Raw genomic sequence first — 18,632 nt, 5'->3', positions numbered from 1 at the left:
GAAAATTACACTATCGCGTCCTCCCTTCGCATTACTCCCTGCAAAGGCCTATTTCCCCGCCGTAGACCACGTGTCTCCCCCTCATGGAGAAGAGCTTCACCAACACGTTCACTCCCTCCTTGACCGCTGAAGAGAAAGCGGTGGCGAATCCCCGGTCGCTCTCGTTGGGCGAGAAACAGAAAGCCCTCCTCATGACCAGGAAGAGGAGGAAAGAAAGGCGTCCCTCCCTTACTCCCTTCACGAGCTCCTCCACGTGTCTCCTCCCCCTCTCCGTGGGTGCGTCCGGGAACAGGGCAACTCCGTCCCTCACCAGCGTGACCCCCTTTACCTCTACCAGCGTGTGGGGACTGCCGAAGTCTAGCCTGCTGTCCCCGAACTTGTACTCCGGCTTGAGCCCGCGGAGGAACTTCTTCGCTATCTCGCTGTGGATGCTGGAGTCCGTCACGACCCACTCCCCTGCCCATGAGGCCTCTATTTGGCAACGGGTCTTCCCAGTCTCCTTCCTCCTCACCAGGACTCTGTTCCCAGGGTATATGAGCTCTTCAAGCCTACCGGAGTCGTGGAGGTGGCACTTCCTCCCCGACCGCATGAGGACTAGGAACCGGTTCTCCCTCCTCTCTACCACGTCTTCCTCCAACTCGGGAAACGTGTACACTACCGTACCGACCGGGAGGTCTACTACCTCTTTCCACGAGTCACGGCCCACGGCCCTTCACTGTAGCGATATTTTTAGGAAAGAGTGAGGTGTGACGGTGTCCTTTTTTCTCAAGGCGTTTTTCCCTTTTTCCTGCAAGTTCCCTATCGCCTCAAAGCCTTCCTTTCTTCTAAGCCTTTTGCCTCTGTCTTGCGAGAGATGACTCCTCTCTGTTCCCTTATACTCTATCTCCTTTCCACCTTACGTAGTTTTCCTCTTTTACCTCTCTCTCCTTCCTCTTCTTTTCCTTCCTTTCCCTCACTTCTCTATCTGTCTTTCGCTTTCTCTCTCTCCATTTTTCCCCTCTATATCTCCTTCTCTCTCCGAAGGTCTTTTCCTATTCCTCCCCTGTTTCTTTCTCTCCTTACTTTCCTTCCTCTCCTTCTCCTTCCTCTCCTTCTCCTTCCTCTTTCTCTCTCTCCGTCTCTTTCCTCTTGCTCTCAGCCTCGGCGATTTCCTCTATGGCCATGATAAGGTTCGCCTGAGAGAACGCGTGCGGGTAGTTCCCGGTGAACTCCATCCTGTCCACGTCTATCCTCTCCCCTACCAAGTAGAAACCTTTCCCCGCGTCCAACACAGCCTTCACTATCGCTTTCGCCTCTTCCAGCTTCCCCATCCTAGTGTAGACCCTCGCTAACCAGAGGGAAGAGAGCGTGGACGGGAGCACGCACTCCCCCAGGAAGTCCCTCTCGTACCTCTTCAACAACCCCCTGTAGTTCAGCTTCCTCTCTATCTCCTTCAATGTGGCTTGGAAGGTCTCGTTGTTCACGTCCAAGAAGCCGTAGAGCGGGAGCGTGAGGAGGGAGGAGTCCACTTCCTCTCTCCCGACTACCTTCACGAACTTCCCGTTCACGACACCGTTCTCCATGACCCAGTCCTTCACCTCCTTCCTCGCTTCCTTCCACGGGTTGTCCCTGTCTATTGCCTTCATGAGCTTCCCCGCCCTCTCGAGCGCTACCCAAGCCATAACCTTGGAGTGTACGTTCTGGGCCCTCTCCCCCCTCTCTTCCCACATGCCCGCGTCCTCCCCTTTCCAGTTGTCGGACACCCAGTCGGCGATGTACTCTATCACGTCGACGTGGGACTTCACGTAGTTCTCGTCACCGGTTGCCTCATAGTACTTGTAGAAAGCGTGGAGGAACGTACCCTCCAAGTCGAGCTGTACAAGTGAGGGAGAGTCGTTCCCTATCCTCACCGGGCGGGAACCCATGTAACCGGAAAGCCAGCTCACTTCCTCTTCCCTCCCCGGGAGGGATCCGTCCACAGCGTAAAGGGAATACATGAAGGGCTTCGACACGAAGGAGACCATCCTCGACAGGAACTCGATTATCCTCCTCGCCTCCTGCGCGTACCCTGAGAGCGTCAAAGCCTCGGCCACGGTGGATGAGTCCCTGACCCACGCGAAGCGGGCGTCCCAGTTCCTGGGACCTCCCACTACCTCGGGGAGGGAAGTGGTGGGCGCTCCCACTACAGCCCCGGTGGGGTTGTACATGAGCCCCAGGAGGATCCCGACGGAGTTCTCGTATGCCTCCAGGAGTTGGTCTCCGGTGTAACCGCTTACCTCAATGTCAGCTACCTTCCCCCTGTTCCTCTCCCTCCTCATGGCGTTCTTCCAGTACTCCACAGTCCTCTCGAACCCCCTCTCCACGTTGAAGCTTACGTTCTTGCCGAAGACCCCGAACCTCTCGTCGCTGAAGTAGCCTAGGTAGACGTAACCGTCGCCCTCGACTTCCCACGTGTTCCCGTCGTGAGATACCTTGTCGAACAGGAAGTGTACTTCCAAGAAGTCGTGCCCTTCGCCGAAGATCTTGTATACCTTGTCGGAGACCTTCTCCACCTTCCCCGGGGCCCTGCCGTAGTTGAAGGAGGGTGAGAGCACTACCCTAGCCTTCCCTCCGTGTACCTTCCTGACCATCCCGTGATCTCCGTAGAGTAACAAGTCGGTGACCTCGGTCTTATCCTTCAGTACCGTCTTGACCACGTTCGGTACTACGTACTTCTGCGACTCGACCTCTCCCTCTATCAGGAAGTGGCCCCCTTTCTCCTCGTCCAAGATGGAGGAGAAAAGTGAGGGTGAATCGTACTTAGGTAAGGGTAACCACACGACGTCTGTCCCCTTGAGGAGAGCTCCCGTGAACTCGTTGTTCAAACAAGGTAAGGGTTTCACATGTAATGTAAGGAGAGTTGGATAATAAATCCGCTGAGAGAGGGGACGTCTTCACCTACCCGAAGAGGAAGTGAAAGTGCGGTTCATGTGTGATGCATACAGAAACTATTCCCGCAATTCCTTGATATTGTAGGGTAATCACGGTTAGCAGTTATCTCATCTTCGCTCATGGATCCGTAAAATGAAAAGTCCGTCTCGGTGTCTGTCGACTCCAGCTTCAAGGCACGGTGGGGGGTTGACCGAAATCTGTGCTCCTCTTCTTCCTGAAGCGGGAGATGATGGCTATCACGCCCCCTGCGATGGCAATTATGAAGCCTGCGAAGAGGAGCAAAATCCCAACACTAGCCATCTCTAGTTGAGTTAAGTCCACCGGTGTTAAGACGTATTTCACCTCTACCGGTACAGAGTTGTTGTTCACCAAGTAATAGTTGACGGGTGCGCTCTTAGTCGCGATAGCTGCCTCGTATATCCCTGCTGCGTATGTCACGTTCACGTCCTTGAGTTGTAAAGGCATGGTGGAGTTGTAAAGCAGGAGATCGTAACTGTTCGCAGGCACACTTATCTGCTCTTCTCCCCCTGGGGTCAGGGTAGTGAAGGGCTTGATCTTGAGGTCATTTAACGAGGAACTCACTGCCCCGCCAAACGAATCCGCTCCGTAAATAGCTAAGCCTATCCCTATGACTAGGATCACTACACCAACTATAGACACAACGACCCATTTATTCATGAACTCTACTCTCTCTCCTTCATATAAAACACTTTTCGCACTTCTACAAATAGTCTATCCTCTGTAAAGATAATACAAATATATAGAGAGATCGTAAAGTGTGTTAAAAAAGGGAAAAATAATGTCTTCAACGGTACTATCTGCTCTTCTGCTTTTCTTTTTCAGATCTAGTGGGAAGAGGAAAAGATATTAATTAAGCCTCGGAGATCATATCTCCTTGAGATAACTTATCACGGGGATCTGGCTCTACCTTCTCTGTGAGCTCTTTAGCCCCCTCCTCACGAGCCTCACCGTGTTCATGACGGAGAAGGAGTAAAGTCCCACTACCCCTAAGTTGAGCGCTGCTATGAACCACGAGAAGAACGGGAATCCGGTCTCCTGGTAAAGCATGAATGCAGAGAACATTGATATACCCACCGGGAAGACGTATGCCCATGACATGAGCGACGGGGGATCCCTCACCCTCCTCAGGGCTATGATGAAGCCCAACACCAGGTTCCAGACCTCGAACCCGAAGAGGGATATCCCTATCCCAATGGCTACCTTAGTGGGGACGTCCACGAAGCCCAGGTAATTATACGCGGGGAATGAGAGTACGTTTATGCCTATTATGCTCGCAGCCCCTAAGGGTATCATGACTGTGGGGAACGCTCTGTTCCCCTGGATGTGGGACATCAGGGAAGCACTGCCTAGGAAGACGAACTGCAGCGTTGTTATCCCCAAGGAAAAGAGCATGACTGCGTATATTAACGTGACGTCCTTCAGGACATAAGAGAAGGGAGGCAGGATCGGTGCACCGAGGACTACGTCCGCTGACAACGCTATAGATGGGACAAGCAACCCGTAACCTAGGGTCACACCCTCGCTCAGATAGATCTTAACCCACGTGATCACGTTCACCACCAAGGCGAGGGAGAAACCCAGGAAGAAGAGGTAGCTGAGCCACGTGATGGAAGTAGGAGACGAGGAGATATAGACGGTGTAGAAGAATCCTGAAACGAACATTAACACTGCCAGGAAAGCGGTGAAGGAGATCCTCTGCACAGATGACAGGTCCTCCTTCAAGTTCTTCGGGTCAGAGTAGCCTGATAGCCAAAGTAACAATAACACGAAGAGGAGCGCTAACGCCACGAAGTATATCCCCTTCCCTATGTCGTAAGCTACGCTGACGTTAAACACCGTATAGTCTATCCAAGAGGTAAGCGACAGGACCATCGTTCCTAATACTATTGGAAACCACTCTGTGGTGACCCTCATGGTTATTTAGATATCTAAAACTTTAATTTAACGTTGTCTTGCATTAGTCAATTTATTAATTTTATTAAAATAAAAATAATTTCGATAGTTAGACATCGCGTGAAACCTGAGAACTGAACTCCCTGTCAGCGAAAGGTCTCAGTCCGGGGGCTTCCTCAAGCTCATAAAATACTTTAAAAGCTTTTCCTAGAAATATTAGAAACCTGATTAGGAACTAACCATAAATTATAAAAAATAATTAGAAACAGCACGTTATCGTGAGAATGTTTAAATAAAAAGTTAGAAATGTAGTAACATTTGAGGAAAATAGGAGTCGTGATACTCGAAAGATATAGTTCCTTTTTCGACCCTATAGAAACATCTAATTTAAAGTTATCTCCTACTTTCTGTTCATACTTGTGAAAAAAGGGGTTATAAAAACGAGAAAGTCATTACCGTTTTTTAACCTTTAGAATAACTAAAGAAGATAGTTATAAAATGTAAAGTATTCCGTTGTTATAGAAAGAAATAGCTACTGATAAAAACAAAAAAGGAATTATCTGATAAGCATGAAAGGTGTTCAAGGGTTCGAGACGAGAAAGAGGAGAGAAACAGTTCCCCATTGGAGTGGCACACTTGGGTCGCTTGATCAACGCCGGGACAACGACGAAGGAAGTAAGGAAAAAGACACTCTTTGAAGAGATGGAGGGAGGATCTAATAATTCGCTTGATACCTTACTTCCCTGGTTTCGCCCCGTATTACGACCGGGCTGGTCTGTGTACCTTCAGACGTTAAGCCGATTGTAACGTTGAGATCTAATTAAACGTTAATTTAAAATAAAGCTTCACGTGGAGGCTGATAACATTTTGGAGTATAACCCACAACGCTAATTCAGACAGGATAATAAACGAGGACTAAGACTGTAGTCAATACCAAAAATCTCAGCGATCCTTAAAGGAAATAAAATAAAAAATAGTATTAATAAATCTTTTGAAAAAGAAAAAGTTTCGTTCTCTTTACTATCTCTTTACTTTACGGCTTATTCTCGGAATTGTTCTCGGAATTGTCTGAGTCGTTGAACCTTCCTAGATTCCTGTTGAAGTTCTCTGGTTTGGGAGCGTTCGGGTTGTTAGCATAGGATATCCCTCCTCCCACGTACCTATCCTGTATCTCCTCTAGGGTCATCTGTTTGGTCTCTAGCGACAACAGATAGTAAATGACTCCAGCTATTACTGCCATGACGGTCTCGTACAGTAGGGTGTCCTCAGTCCCCAGTACAGCGTAGAGCGATAATGCTGGTAGCGCTAGCCCGAACTCGAAGAGCTTCTCCCATCCTACAGATAGTCCCCTGAGCGAAGTCGGGAACACCTCCGCTGCAGGCACGTACTGCAATGTCCCTACTAGTCCCACGTTAATGAAGAAGAACAACGAGAACATCCCTATCACCAGCGGTATGCTGAGGAAGTGGTTCACGTAGGCCACTAGCAATACTCCTGCGGGTATCGCGGTCAACCCGAAGCCAAGTGTCCCTAGCATCCTCCTCCCTATCTTGTCCGCAGCGAACACTGTGAGGATCACTCCGAAAGTCCCTAGGATGTCTATGGTAAGGGTCCCTATCAATGATTCGGTGGATGAAGCTCCCAAGTCTTGGAGGAACTTGCTGGAGTATACAGATACCAAGTTGATTATGAGGGCATACCCTGCGCCTATCCAGAATATGTATGCGACTTGCCTCCTGTAGTTCTTGCCGAAGAAAGTCTTGACGCTCTGTACTACTGAGTATCCCTTTGGAGTGACGCTGTCCATGTTTATTTCAGGTGCGAGACCGCACTTCTTCAGCCCTTCTACTACGCGCTCTACTTTTGTCTTGTCTCCCCTTTCAACTGCCCACCTCAAGCTCTCTGGCATCTTCCTCCTTAACACGAACAGCACTATTGGGGGTATTGCAGCGATTATGAAGTCGAACCTCCACGCCAATACAGTACCGACGAGAGCAGTGAAAGCTAGACCTATCCCCACAGTAGCTATTGTCCCCAGCATGAAGAACACTTTCTCCAGGGAAAGCAATCTACCTCTTGTGTCAGCGGGAGCGTACTCCGATACTAGAGGTACGGCAGCGGCGTAATCGATCCCTATGAACGCACCCAGGAGGAACCTGAAGACGAAGAACGATATCCCGTCTACTGAAGCTGCACTGAGCAGGGCGAAGATCGCCATCCCTATAGTGTCGTAGACGAACAGCTGTTTTCTGCCCAGCTTGTCGGAGAGCAGACCTCCCACTATAGCACCTCCTGCAACGCCGACCCAGTACCCTGCTACCACTATGGAGAGCATCAATGCGCTGAGATGGAAAAGCGGTCCTACTGCGACCAGAGACACTGAGGCACCGAACTCGTTGAAGGCATCGGTGAAGGGCCCCAATGCGGCCAGGACTGTAAGCCTCTTGTGGAAAGAGGCCACCCTAGCGTTGTCCATAACGTCGTATTTTATATCTGCCATTTTTACTCGTACAAACCTTTGAAACCATAATATAAAAATCTTTATGTTTTTTAGGTTATAAACCTTAGAATACATTCAATTGAGATCTAACAAAAACTAGAAATCTATTTTTAAACAAATTTTAGATGATAAATAAATATAGATGTGAGTAAATATAATGATGGACACGTAATTGTCAGTGGAAAAACATTAACACTCAGGTATTCTTAGGGGTGTTAGTGTCATTTTTCGGTCATCGGAATTGTACATGGTATTACGTATACACACACTCTCTTTGTTCTCTATTCTTTGTGTGCTTTCTCTTTTCATTTTCAACATTCTTATCTAGTATTAACAACGTAACTTCCTCGTTACTTATGTGTGCGTACAACCTATCGTTAGTATGCGTATTACATCGTATTACATATTGTAACATCACCTTTAATAAAACTTACCTTGCCTTTGTACTGTATTATATACATATCAAAATAAAAATTGTTAGTCATTCAGTAACATTTATAATACATCTCGAGTAATCATGTATATGGTAGAGAAACAATTCGTGGTACTATCGGACTTCGACAGGACGCTCGCGCCCGAAGAGGAAGGGTTCGTGATCCCCGCGGACGTGGTAAAGGAGATTAACAAGTACAGCGAGGACAACCTCTTCTTCGTCGTGACCGGGAGGGAGAGGAAGAACGTGAGGGGCGTGAAGAGGAAAAGCGTCTTCGAGCTCAGCAACGGGCTCAGGCCCACGGGTTGGATACTGGAGAACGGGTCAATCATCTTGTGGAAAGGAAAAGAGATAATTATGGTAAGCGACAAGTGGGTCAAGGACATGGAGGAGGTCTCCCGCAGGTTCGATGAAGCGGGGATAGAGCACGCTTTGGGAGAGACGATCATCTTCGCAGATAACACCCTAGACAGGAGGGAAGAACTAGAGGGTATAGTGGAGGAAGTGAGTCAAGGCAGGGGAAAGGTCGAGTGGAACACAGACGACGCAATGGTGATGGCTTCAGACATAGACAAAGGGAGGGGGATAAGGGAACTCATGAGGGTGATCGACTTCCACGGCATCAGGGTCGGGGTAGGGGACGCCCAGAACGACGTCACTCTCTTCCAGAACGTAGACGTAAAGGTAGCAGTGGGCAACGCTCTGCCTGAAATAAAGGAGATGGCGGACCTAGTCATGAGCAAGGGCCCCGGCTACGGCGTCCTGGAACTCCTGAACCTGATCCAGGAGGGGAGGCTATTGGAGAAAGCTAATTCTTTTTAATAGTGCACAATTAAAAAGAGAAAGTTGTTTTCATATGCGAATATAAACCGGGAATACCATGTATTAGTGTTCAACATGGCGATCGAGAACTTCATTGATAGGATGGGAGAAGAGGAGAAGAACAAGATGCTCTCTTACGTGCTGGAGGGTGGAAAGCTCAGGGAAGTTTACAGTGAGGTCCCCCGACCCAAGGAGGGAGAGATCCTGGTGAAAATGAAGGCTGTAGGCCTCTGTGGTACCGACGTGGAGAAGATATGCGGGCAGTACACCACTACCCCTTACCTTGGACACGAGGTCTCCGGGGTCGTGGTGGAGTCGCGCTCTAGGGAGTTCAGGGAAGGGGACCGTGTCTTCCCCCACGTCCACACACCGTGTTACGACTGCGAGTACTGCGTGAAGGGGAGCGAGACCATGTGCCCCCATTACAGGTCTACAAACATCTACCCCGGGGGTTTTTCTGAGTACTTCATCGTCCCTGAGTGGAACGTCAGGAAGGGAGGTGTGATAAGGTTACCCTACGACGTCTCATACGAGGAGGGCGCTTTGATTGAGCCACTCTCCACTGTGGTGAGAGGGCTCAGCAGGGTTAACATTGAACCGGGCTACACTGTCTTGATTATAGGAGCAGGCCCGATTGGGTTACTCCACCTCATGACCGTGAAGGCAATGGGTGCAGACGTGATAGTGAGCAACTCCAGGGGGTTCAGGCTGGACTACGCCAAGAGGTTGGGAGCGAACCACGTGATACCAAGTGACGAGCACGTCCCCAGGGTGGTAAGGGAGATCAACGACGGAAAAGGGGCGGACCTCGTGATCGTCGCCTCCGGCTCTCCTTCAGCGATCACCACAGGGTTGAAGTCCGTGAGGAGGGGAGGGAAAGTCCTCCTCTTCGCTGCACCGTACAAGGGGACTAAATTGGACTACGACTTAGCTGAACTGTTCAACAGGGAAGTGTCGATAGTGTTGAGCAACTCAGCCGACGATAGGGACACCAGGAGGGCCTTATATCTGATAAGGAGGAGGAAGGTCGACGTGACTAAGATAGTCACACAGAGGTACCATCTGAGGGAGTTCAGGAAACTGTTACAGGACGTCAAGGAGAGGAAAGTCATAAAGGCGATGGTGCTGGGGAATTGAGAGAAGACTTCAAGTGAAAAGGATACGGAGTTAAACTATCGATAAATCAACGCTCTGTTTTCGTTAGATAGAGTTTTAAATTTGAACTATACAAGACGTCAGCTGAGAAGAAAAGGAATTTACATGTCCCTTATTTATAAGACAAACGAGCAGACTACCTTTTTTCTATCTAATCTCCTTTCCCTTTACTCGAACCTTCACTTGATAGAAGTCTAGAGGAGACCGAGATGGAAATTCCAGATAGACTAGATCTACTAATAGCAGAATTTTTCTTCTATATGATAGAAAATCCTTATATATGTGGAACTTAATTCTGTACTATGGATAAATGTCCGATGTGTGGAGCTAGGCTTCAACAAGGCCTGAATTACTGCGAGGTATGTGGTGCAGATATCTCGACGTATCAGGACGTTTACAACGCCGTGTTGAACAGCTACTCGTACCAGACGCAACAACCTCAGCCTTCTCAGTACCAGCAACCTCCATACCCTCAGTACCAGCAGGCGAACTCTTACCAGACCGAGACCTGTCCCCACTGCGGGGCACAAATACCTAAAGGCACACAGTACTGTCCCAGTTGCGGTAAGGAGATAAAGAAGAGACACTTCTGGTGAGACCATGGAGTACAGGATTTTAGGATACGACATGCAACACATCAGGGCTTACTTGCAACCAGGAGAGGTCATTTACGCTGAGGGAGGCCACGTGGTGGCGAAGAGCCCGTCCGTATCCATAGCGTTCAAGGCTCAGGGAGGGCTCCTCAAGTCGCTAGAAAGGGAAATAACCGGGAGCAGGTTCTTCATCACGGAGCTCACGGGGCCGGGGATGGTAGAGTTATCCTCCTTCCTCCCAGGGAGGGTGATACAGATACCCCTGCAGGGGAACGGGATAAAGGTGGAGAGCAACTCCTTCCTCTTCGCCGAGAGCGGTGTCCAGTACTCGGCTTCCCTCGCCCCGCTAGGGGCAGGGATACTGGGAGGGGAAGGGATATTTCTGGCGAACTTCAAGGGGAACGGTAATGTGTTCGTACACGCCTTGGGAGGGGTCAGCTCTTATGTACTTGGACCCGGAGAGGAGATCGAGGTCGAGGCGGAGCACCTCCTCGCTTTCGACGAAAACATGCAGGTCACCATAACTAGGCTGGGGAACCTGAGGACCATGATCCTAGGGGAGATAGAGAAGGAAGGCATATTCTTCGTGAAGGCTGTAGGCCCAGGGAGAGTGTGGGTACACAACGTGTCCCTAGGGCAGCTGGTGGGTAAGTTAGCCAGATACTTCCCAGCTGCTCAGGGAGGAGGACCAAGCGTGAACTTGGGAGGGTTCCAGATAGGGTTCTGAGGAGTTGACTCAAACCTCCCTTTTGATAACAGTGTCCATTGACTTCAGCACGAAGGTAAACGTGGTGAAACTCTCTTTCTTTATTTTTAAAAATAAAGGATAGATGTGCTTTGTTGGTCTCTTCAATTCCTTTAGGTGTTAAGTCCGTTGGCTTTTTATTAAATTCAAGATAAGAACTTGTATTAAAAGTAAGTTTTACGTCAACTTTAATAAAAATTGAAGCGTTCCACAAAGCAGAACAGATGAACCTAAATTTCAATATGAAGCTTAGACTTAACACGTGAGGGATTAAGTGTTCCATCATTCAAGGTCACTGAGGACTTGAGGGATACAAGCCTCCCACTACCCCGTGACGCGCGTCTAGACAGCATCTCAATGAGGGGGTCTCACATACTTTGATGCCATCCCCGACCTGACCGTGGTGAGGGTGAAGTTGTCCTTCGTCATGTAGATGAAGTAGAGAGTAGATAGGATGAAGAGGAGGGAGGAAAACCACAAGTCGAAACTCCTCAGCAGGTACGACGAGAGGAGGAGGACTGGGACAGGCACCGTCCTCCCGTAGTTATATCTGGAGGTGGAATAAGTGATGCAACTGAAGAAGAAGGGAGCCATCATACCAAGGGCGAAGGCGTGGATCTCCTCACCCAGGGACAGGGAAGAGATCGACGCAACCACAGGGGTAAGGAGGGACAGGAGAGCGGTGAGGTTGAACTTGAACCTCCTTGTCCCGAGGAAGAGCCAGACCGTGTACGCTACCACGAGTGCAGGGAAAAGGCTCGGGAGGACGCCAGTCAACACGACCATGTCGAGGACCGGGAACTGCCTCCACCCGAACTTCGGTTTGAGCCCCAGGGTCGCTGAGAACACCCCCACGTTGACCCCGAGCAGGTAAAGGAGGAGCGGAACAACCAGCACCCACACGTCCAAGGGGTAGAGTAACCACGCTACCACAGAGGCCACGGGAGAGGAAAGGACTAACCAGTTCACGGGGAACCTAGTCCCGTAAGACCTAATGTCCTTCACCCCCCAGACCTCCACTCCTACCAAGGAGACGGAAGCGAAGGCTTGGAGGGGATACACTGGGACTGCTAGAAGTACCAGGGAAGCGAGGTGAAGAGGCAAGTAGTTCCTCGCAGGGAAGAAGAGCCTCTGGAACATCCCGAAGTAGATCGAGTAAGTCCCTATCATCATGAAGAGGGGATGGAACGCTAGACCCTCAAACAGGGAAACTCCTCCCGCACACCAATACGCTAAACCCAGCAATAGGAAAGGCACGTTGACACCCCAAGGCTCAATTTCCTTCATGAGAGTATTAACGTCTCCCCCACATAAATTGTTAAACCCTAATCGTTAAGAGCTTGTTGACTTATTTCGAGGTCCATCACCCTAGAAGGAGAGATCCTGACATATACCAACACTTTTACGTCATATTCTCGAATGAGATGATTGTGTGAGAACAACATTCCCTCTCGTTCGCCTCAGGGAAATAGGTATCCATCTCTTTCACTCTCTTCCTGAAGGTGGAGTAGTCGAGGCTAGTTGGAGTGATGTAGGCTCTCTCAATAGAGATGAGTACACTCCATCAACTCCCCTGTAAGGCATGAAGGAAGGCGATAAATGCATTGAACTCCGTAGTCCTTGTAGCACTTCTTTGTTTCTGCTCTCCTCCCTTAACAGCTCCACAGTGTAAGCACATAGGAGGAGAACACGAAGACACGCCAGTTACCGCGTTCTCATGTACGCTTCCTACCTAGTTCCTGCCTTTCCCCTGGTAATACTCAACATGCCTGGTGTGAACTTCTGTAAAAATGGAGAGAGATCCACAACGATAAGAGAGTAAACCTTTAATATAATTGTATAGTTACATGATTACACGTGAAGTCCACAGTCAGTGTCAGTAAGGAGGTAAAGGAGTTGCTGGAAAAGGAAGAGAGAGATGGAGATAAAGTTTTAGACAAATCTCTTACCTGGGACGAGTTTTTCCGGGAAGTGTTCAAGCCGGAAGAACCACCTAAGTTGACAGAAGAGGAGGCGAGGTCTTGAAAAGCTTGTCTGGGAGGATAGGAGGAATTAGAGGACAAGGGAGTTTGCTTAGACACAGACGTTATTATAGACTCTTTTAAGAGAGACCCCAAGTACATTACTGGTTATTACACCACTTGCATGAACCTCTATGAGTTCTTGAGGGGTATAGCGTTTGTAAGGAAAAATGTAGAAGAGTTCAAGACGTGGATCGAGACGAACCTCAGGGTGATATGCATAGATAACGAGTCCTTAAAAGTCGCTTCGAGAGTTTACGCGGACCTGAGAAAGAGTGAAGAGATAATGGAAGACCCGGACCTGCTCATCGCCTCCATGTGCATCGCTAACGGACTCGGCTTAAAGACTAACAATAAGAGACATTTCCAAAGGTTGGAAAAGTACGGTTTGAAAGAATTGTGAAATGTCCTAAACGGGGCATAAAAAAGAGTTAGTCTGTTTTATAACTAAAAACTTGTATCCAGGACGAAATCAGATTTATGTACCCACACTTACAATGAAATCAGAGCACCTAACAAGTATTGGACAGATAAATTTCGATAATCATAAGGAGGTCTTTATGGAAAGGCCGTGACGAGAGAGGAAATGGAGACAGAGGAGGGAAAAGCAAGAGACGAGGAGAGGAAAAGGGGCCTCACCACAGCAACGTCTCCTCCCTCTCCTTCACCGAGAACCCTTTGACCTCGTCATACATCTCTTTCCCCGAGATGAAGACCTCCAGCCTCTTGTCTTCCTCGAGGTTAGGCTTCTCCCAGACCTTGACCATGAACTCCTCGCTCAATGCCCTCCATTTCTTGACTTCAACCCTCCTCTCGTAACCCTTGATGTTGAGTGCTTTCCTCAGGTTGTCCAGCCTCCTCACAGCTTCGTCGCTCTCCAAGACCATGACGGTGTACTTGGGCTCCTCCTTTATGAGGGAGAACTTTATCTCGTCGTAGGAAAGGAGCCTCGCTTTCTCCTCCACCTCTAGGGACTGGTCCTTCAAGTTCCTCACCCTCTCTAGCTCCCTGTAGTAAGTGTCGAGCATTTCCCTGAAATCCTTCTCGCAGAAGTTCCCCTTCATGACTCTCAGTGTGACTTCCTCCGTGAACTTACCATATACCAAGTTAAAGTCCGTGGCCTTCCCCTCTCTCCTCACCCTCCTGACGAAGACCTTTCCCTTCTCCAGTCTGGAGTTCCTATTACACCTCCCCGCGGCTTGTATCACCGAGTCGAGGGGGCCGAGGTCCCTGAACACCACGGGGAAGTCTACGTCTACCCCAGCTTCTACCACTTGGGTGGTGACGAGGACGAACGGGTCTCCCCTGTTTAGCCTCTCCTTCATCTCCTCTATCCTCCTCTTCCTGTCCCAAGGGGTCACGTGGGTGGAGAGGAACTCCACCTCCACCTTTCCTTTCAGGTAGTCAGCCACCCTCTCTGCTGAGGCTATCGTGTTGAGCTCAACCATGACGCTCTTGTCGGCGTGGTCTAAGACCTCCCTCCCTATCTCTTCGGGTGTGACCTCCCTGTCCTCGAACTCCACCTCCACACGGTTGGGCTCCATCCCCTTCAACGGGTCTAAGACCTCGTCAGGCCTCAGCAGTGCGGGCATGGTAGCCGTCATGAGGATGAAGTGTACGTCCAACGAGTTAGAGGCCTCCTCCAGCACTTCCCTCACCAGAGCCCACTTATCGGCGGGGATCGCCTGCACCTCGTCGAGGATGACCACAGACCCGTACAAGCTGTGCAACCTCTTTAGGTTCACGTTCCTGTTGGAGAGGAGGGTAGCGAGGAGTCCCTCGAAAGTCGTCACCACCATGGGGTAGTCCCACGACTCGGCCATGAGTAACTTGTCCTCTGCACTCATGTACTCGTCTTCCGAGGAGTCAGGGAAGGACATGTGGTGGAACTTCAGTACCTTGTCAGGGAAGATCGCGTTGGCTACGTCGAAATTCTGCTCCACGATGCTGATGAAGGGGAGGCTGTACACTACCCTCCTCTCCTCTTTCACTGCCGTGAGGATCCCGGAGATAGTCTTCCCCGTCCCCGTGGGAGAGATTATTCCCGCTATCCTCCCCTTCCTTTCCCACGACTTTACAGCGTTGTAGAGGATTTCCCTCCTCTCCTTCATTGGGTTATCCGAGGTGAGTGAGTCGTGGAACTTGAACACTTCCTCCACAGACATGGGAGAGAAGGAGGAGAACTCGTTCCCCGAAGCGCTGTGCTTGTCGGCGTCTATCAGGCAGGAGAAGAGGAGAGCACCGAGGAAGTATTCCCCCCAGGGGTGACGGGAGTCGAGAAGCCGATGTGTCACCTTCCACGCCTCTTTCACCGTGTCACCGAGGTCCATGTGGAGGGTGGGAGAGTACTTCAGGGCTGAGGTCTCCCCTGCGTTCCTCTCTACTTCCTCCTGTTGGAGGGGGAGGCAGGCCTCATCTCCTTCCTCAAGAGAGTCCTTCAAGGTGGAGAGCCACCTCCTCATGCTGTCCACCCCCCTGAGCTTCCCGTGGTGGGACTTCACCGCGTCCATGACGAAGAAGGAGAGCAGGTCTCCCAGTCCCTGTCTCCTAGCTGTGTTGAACGCATAAAGTGAAGATATACCCGCGTGGTCTGAGCACTTAGATTTCCCACCGTTTAGGTGGGACTGGAAGAACTTAGTGTACTTCCCCAGATCGTGGTGTGAGCCCGCTATGTAGGCCGCTACCTTCAGGTTAGGGGGTGCGAGACTCTCCGCGTTATCCCCCACCTCCCTCAGGTGGGTGAGGAGCATTTTGTCCGGGTGGGATTTAAACTCCATGTGTGGAAAGACTTCTCGTGATTAAAATAGATTGTGATGTTGCCTGCCTTGAGAGACGCTTCGATTTCCTTATCGTTAAGTCCTCTGGCTCACGTTTTGTTCTAAATTAAATATTTTTTTAAAAAAAAGAAGTTCATCTAGAACTGAGGATTGTCTTAGACGGAAAGTTATATAGAGACGGGGAATAAAAAGCGACAGCTATGGTACGAAACCAGTTCCACCGTGTGGAAGATTGAAGGGTGCTTCCGAGATGGTGCTGGGGAGAGAGACTTCTCGCTCCGAGAACGAATACATAAGCATCTCTTCGGGTCTACTTTGCAGGTCACACTCTCTGATTGTCCAAACCCTGTAAGGGTAAAGTTAAAGTATGTACTTGCCCGTGAAAGACCTGATGTGAATGCTGATATGGAAGACCTTCACCCCACATCTCCACTCACACCTCTCCCTTCACCTGCTCCGTATCCCCTCTTTCCTCTCTTCTCCCTCCCCTCTCCATTCCTCGTCTCTATCACGTCTTAATTCTCCTGAGCTCTTCGTATACTTGCAACGAGGTAGGTCTCTTCAAGGGCTCTGGGTCTACCATCCTCTTCAACAGCTGTTTCACCTCCGCGGGGACACTGGGGTCCCACCCCCTCAACTTGTCCTGTGCCTCTTTCACCTTCTCCTTCACGCACTTCATGTCGTTCTTCTGGAAACAGTTGAAGGCGTCGTCCATCTCCTGCAAGTCCGGTCTGTCTATCTTCCTTGTGAGCAGCACGTACATGGTCACCCCTAGGGAGAACACGTCCAGGAAAGGCCTGGCAGCGTCGACGTAGACCTCAGGGGGTGCGTACTCAGGTGTGAACTGGGTGATCTTGCTCGTAACTCTGACCGCGCTCCCCAGGTCACCCAACTTGAACTCGACGCTCCCCAACTCGCTCGGATCCTTGGGTTTCTCGGTGAGGAACACGTTCTGCGGTTTCACGTCCATGTGGACGAACCCGGAAGCGTGCATCTGGTGCAAGGCCTCGGCTGTGGTAGAGATAGCCTTGTACACGGAGGAACTCCACTTTGAGGAGTAGAAGAACATGTCCTGCATTACAAGTTCACCGAGTGTCCCTCCCCTCATGAACTCCATGATTATCCTGGGAGGGTCCCTCTCGTAGAGGGAAGTGTTCCCGGAGATTATTTCCCTCAAGACGAGCTTGTCCACGTTCACCGCGTAAATCTCGACCACGTTAGGCCTCTTGGACAGCGAGGACAAGTTACTCGCCTCGTTCACCAGGGTGGAGAAGTAGTCCTCCGATATACCTGGGTACACCTTGAGGACCTTCACTGCTGCCTCAACCCCGCCGAAAGCCCTAGCCTTCAGCACGTACCCGTTCCCTCCCTCCCCCAAGACTGATTCTATCTTGTAGACGGAGAATTTCCTCCCCACCCAGACCTTCGGGTCCCACGTGAAGTTCGACGTGGGGGTTAGGAGCTTCGAGTGCACTAGGGGATTACTTGTGGCTTGTGTCGCCTGAGTCTTTTGAGTGTTCGACGTCTGTACGTGGGGAGCGGGCGAGCTGGAATACCACGGGGGTGCGCTCTGTGCCTGAAAGGGCAGGACAGGGGGAGGAGGTGGGTTGTAAAGCGTTATCCCCGCTATCCTGGACTTGACTACGGGGCTGTTCAACAAGTTGTCAAGGCTCTTGTAGATGGAGAGGGCGTCCTTTTGTCTCTTGATGACCTCTAGTACCTCAGCCTTGAAGAGAGAGGCCAACACGTTGCTAGGCTCCAGTCTCAACGCTTCCTCCAACAAGTCTAACGAGTCCTTGTAAGACCCCTTCGCCATCAGTATGAGTGACTTCTCCAAGAGCGCGTCCACGTTGTCCTTCTCGTACATTAGGAGCTGGTCTATCGTCTTGTGTGCCCGCAATAGGTCTCCCTTCTTGAGGTACACGTGGGACTCAGCTATCTTAGTCGTCATGTTTCCCCCCTTTATGACGAGTTCAGCGTCGTATAGCTCGTCCAACTCCGCATGTACCAAGGCCAGTAGCGTCATGAACGTGCACTTCTGCGTGACCGAGTTGACCACGTACTTCAGGTCCCTGAGGGCAGGGACCAGGACTTTCTTCTTGTTGAAAACGAAGTAGGAGTAGTAGTACCTAGCGAGTGACTGGTAATAAGTGACTTCGTGTGGCTCATAGCCCAGTGTCTGGATGACGTCTTCAAGCGTGTTTATCGCTTGGTCTAACATGCCTACCTTGATCTCAAGTATCCCCTTCCAGCGGAGGATGTCAGCGTAGACGTACTTAGCCCCCGGGGCGGAGGCCTCATCGCTTACTGGAAAGAGAGACAACGCTGACTTGATAGCAGAATAGGCGTCGGAGTAGTACCCCGAGCAGTAGAGCCTCTTCGCTTTGAAAACGTCTGGTTTAACTGACGCCATTTCTTGATATTATGAAATACACGGAGATATTTATAGATAGCCTAAACAATCGTGGTAAGTTTTACTCCTCTTTCTAGGACTTACATGACCACCTCGACCGAGTATTTTTTGGAAAAAAGAGTATAAAAAATAAATACTTCTAAACCTAAAGGCTTAACGCTGAACTCGTGATCACGAGCTCTAAAGGGCTATAGCAACCTCATCTTGTCCTTTATAGCGTGAGCAGGTAAGTTAGTGCCTATATTTTCTTTTTTTAAAAAAAGGGAGAATTAAATTTCAGCATTTAGCAAACTAGTGACAGGGATCTGAACGGTTAGACCATATGACGGGTTTAGCTTTCATGATGACC

Annotated in this window: 15 protein-coding genes and 1 pseudogene; 7 read left to right on the top strand and 9 right to left on the bottom strand. The window is 50.1% G+C overall.

Features of this window, described 5'->3' with window-relative positions; genetic code table 11:
• Nucleotides 1–31 precede the first annotated feature (31 nt).
• The 4 genes from IC007_RS02505 to IC007_RS02490 form a co-directional block, all read right to left on the bottom strand.
• A complete protein-coding gene (locus IC007_RS02505) occupies nt 32–706 on the bottom strand; it encodes a DNA/RNA nuclease SfsA (protein ID WP_054846051.1) in 675 nt (224 codons plus the stop codon).
• A gap of 352 nt (nt 707–1,058) precedes the next feature.
• Nucleotides 1,059–2,843, bottom strand: a complete 1,785-nt coding sequence (locus IC007_RS02500; RefSeq protein ID WP_232048981.1) for a glycoside hydrolase family 15 protein — start codon at nt 2,841–2,843, stop codon at nt 1,059–1,061.
• A gap of 235 nt (nt 2,844–3,078) precedes the next feature.
• Complete coding sequence (locus IC007_RS02495) at nt 3,079–3,588, bottom strand: LapA family protein (RefSeq protein WP_054846052.1); 510 nt, start codon at nt 3,586–3,588, stop codon at nt 3,079–3,081.
• Nucleotides 3,589–3,834: 246 nt separating this feature from the next.
• A complete protein-coding gene (locus tag IC007_RS02490; protein ID WP_149528304.1) occupies nt 3,835–4,845 on the bottom strand; it encodes an SLAC1 family transporter in 1,011 nt (336 codons plus the stop codon).
• A gap of 548 nt (nt 4,846–5,393) precedes the next feature.
• Between IC007_RS02490 and IC007_RS14015 the strand changes: the two genes are divergently transcribed.
• The gene (locus IC007_RS14015) at nt 5,394–5,522 is read left to right on the top strand and encodes a hypothetical protein (protein ID WP_256202599.1); all 129 of its coding nucleotides are present in this window, start codon (nt 5,394–5,396) and stop codon (nt 5,520–5,522) included.
• 335 nt (nt 5,523–5,857) lie between these two features.
• Here IC007_RS14015 and IC007_RS02485 read toward each other — a convergent pair whose 3' ends face one another.
• Nucleotides 5,858–7,324: an MFS transporter gene (locus tag IC007_RS02485; protein WP_162302164.1), complete on the bottom strand. Its 1,467-nt coding sequence runs from the start codon at nt 7,322–7,324 to the stop codon at nt 5,858–5,860.
• A 523-nt stretch (nt 7,325–7,847) separates the two neighbouring features.
• Between IC007_RS02485 and IC007_RS02480 the strand changes: the two genes are divergently transcribed.
• The 4 genes from IC007_RS02480 to IC007_RS02465 all read left to right on the top strand — a co-directional run bounded on the left by IC007_RS02480 (nt 7,848) and on the right by IC007_RS02465 (nt 11,054).
• Nucleotides 7,848–8,579, top strand: coding sequence for an HAD family hydrolase (locus IC007_RS02480; RefSeq protein ID WP_054846055.1), 732 nt, complete (start codon nt 7,848–7,850; stop codon nt 8,577–8,579).
• A gap of 75 nt (nt 8,580–8,654) precedes the next feature.
• Nucleotides 8,655–9,716, top strand: a complete 1,062-nt coding sequence (locus IC007_RS02475; protein ID WP_232048980.1) for a zinc-binding dehydrogenase — start codon at nt 8,655–8,657, stop codon at nt 9,714–9,716.
• A gap of 320 nt (nt 9,717–10,036) precedes the next feature.
• Nucleotides 10,037–10,330 (top strand): double zinc ribbon domain-containing protein, encoded by a 294-nt coding sequence (locus IC007_RS02470; RefSeq protein ID WP_084739780.1) that lies wholly within the window; start codon nt 10,037–10,039, stop codon nt 10,328–10,330.
• A 4-nt stretch (nt 10,331–10,334) separates the two neighbouring features.
• Nucleotides 10,335–11,054, top strand: coding sequence for an AIM24 family protein (locus IC007_RS02465; RefSeq protein WP_149528302.1), 720 nt, complete (start codon nt 10,335–10,337; stop codon nt 11,052–11,054).
• Between the two features lie 372 nt (nt 11,055–11,426).
• On the opposite strand, the gene IC007_RS02460 is transcribed toward IC007_RS02465, so the two are convergent.
• Together IC007_RS02460 and IC007_RS02455 are read right to left on the bottom strand one after the other, a co-directional pair.
• Nucleotides 11,427–12,359, bottom strand: a complete 933-nt coding sequence (locus IC007_RS02460; protein WP_054846057.1) for a hypothetical protein — start codon at nt 12,357–12,359, stop codon at nt 11,427–11,429.
• 198 nt (nt 12,360–12,557) lie between these two features.
• Entirely contained in the window at nt 12,558–12,737 is a 180-nt protein-coding gene (locus IC007_RS02455; RefSeq protein WP_149528301.1) for a hypothetical protein, read from the bottom strand.
• Between the two features lie 192 nt (nt 12,738–12,929).
• On the opposite strand from IC007_RS02455, the gene IC007_RS02450 reads away from it, so the two are divergent.
• Together IC007_RS02450 and IC007_RS02445 are read left to right on the top strand one after the other, a co-directional pair.
• Nucleotides 12,930–13,097, top strand: coding sequence for a hypothetical protein (locus tag IC007_RS02450; protein ID WP_054846058.1), 168 nt, complete (start codon nt 12,930–12,932; stop codon nt 13,095–13,097).
• Nucleotides 13,098–13,151: 54 nt separating this feature from the next.
• A pseudogene (locus tag IC007_RS02445) lies at nt 13,152–13,496 on the top strand (PIN domain-containing protein); the annotation flags it as partial.
• A 232-nt stretch (nt 13,497–13,728) separates the two neighbouring features.
• Here IC007_RS02445 and cas3 read toward each other — a convergent pair.
• On the bottom strand, nt 13,729–15,870 hold the full coding sequence (gene cas3, locus IC007_RS02440) for a CRISPR-associated helicase Cas3' (protein WP_149528300.1): 2,142 nt from the start codon (nt 15,868–15,870) through the stop codon (nt 13,729–13,731).
• Between the two features lie 508 nt (nt 15,871–16,378).
• Nucleotides 16,379–18,283: a protein kinase domain-containing protein gene (locus IC007_RS02435; RefSeq protein WP_149528299.1), complete on the bottom strand. Its 1,905-nt coding sequence runs from the start codon at nt 18,281–18,283 to the stop codon at nt 16,379–16,381.
• Nucleotides 18,284–18,632 lie beyond the last annotated feature (349 nt).

The organism is Sulfuracidifex tepidarius (assembly GCF_008326425.1).
Lineage (GTDB): Archaea > Thermoproteota > Thermoprotei_A > Sulfolobales > Sulfolobaceae > Sulfuracidifex > Sulfuracidifex tepidarius.
This window is presented reverse-complemented; position numbering and strand designations above follow the sequence as displayed.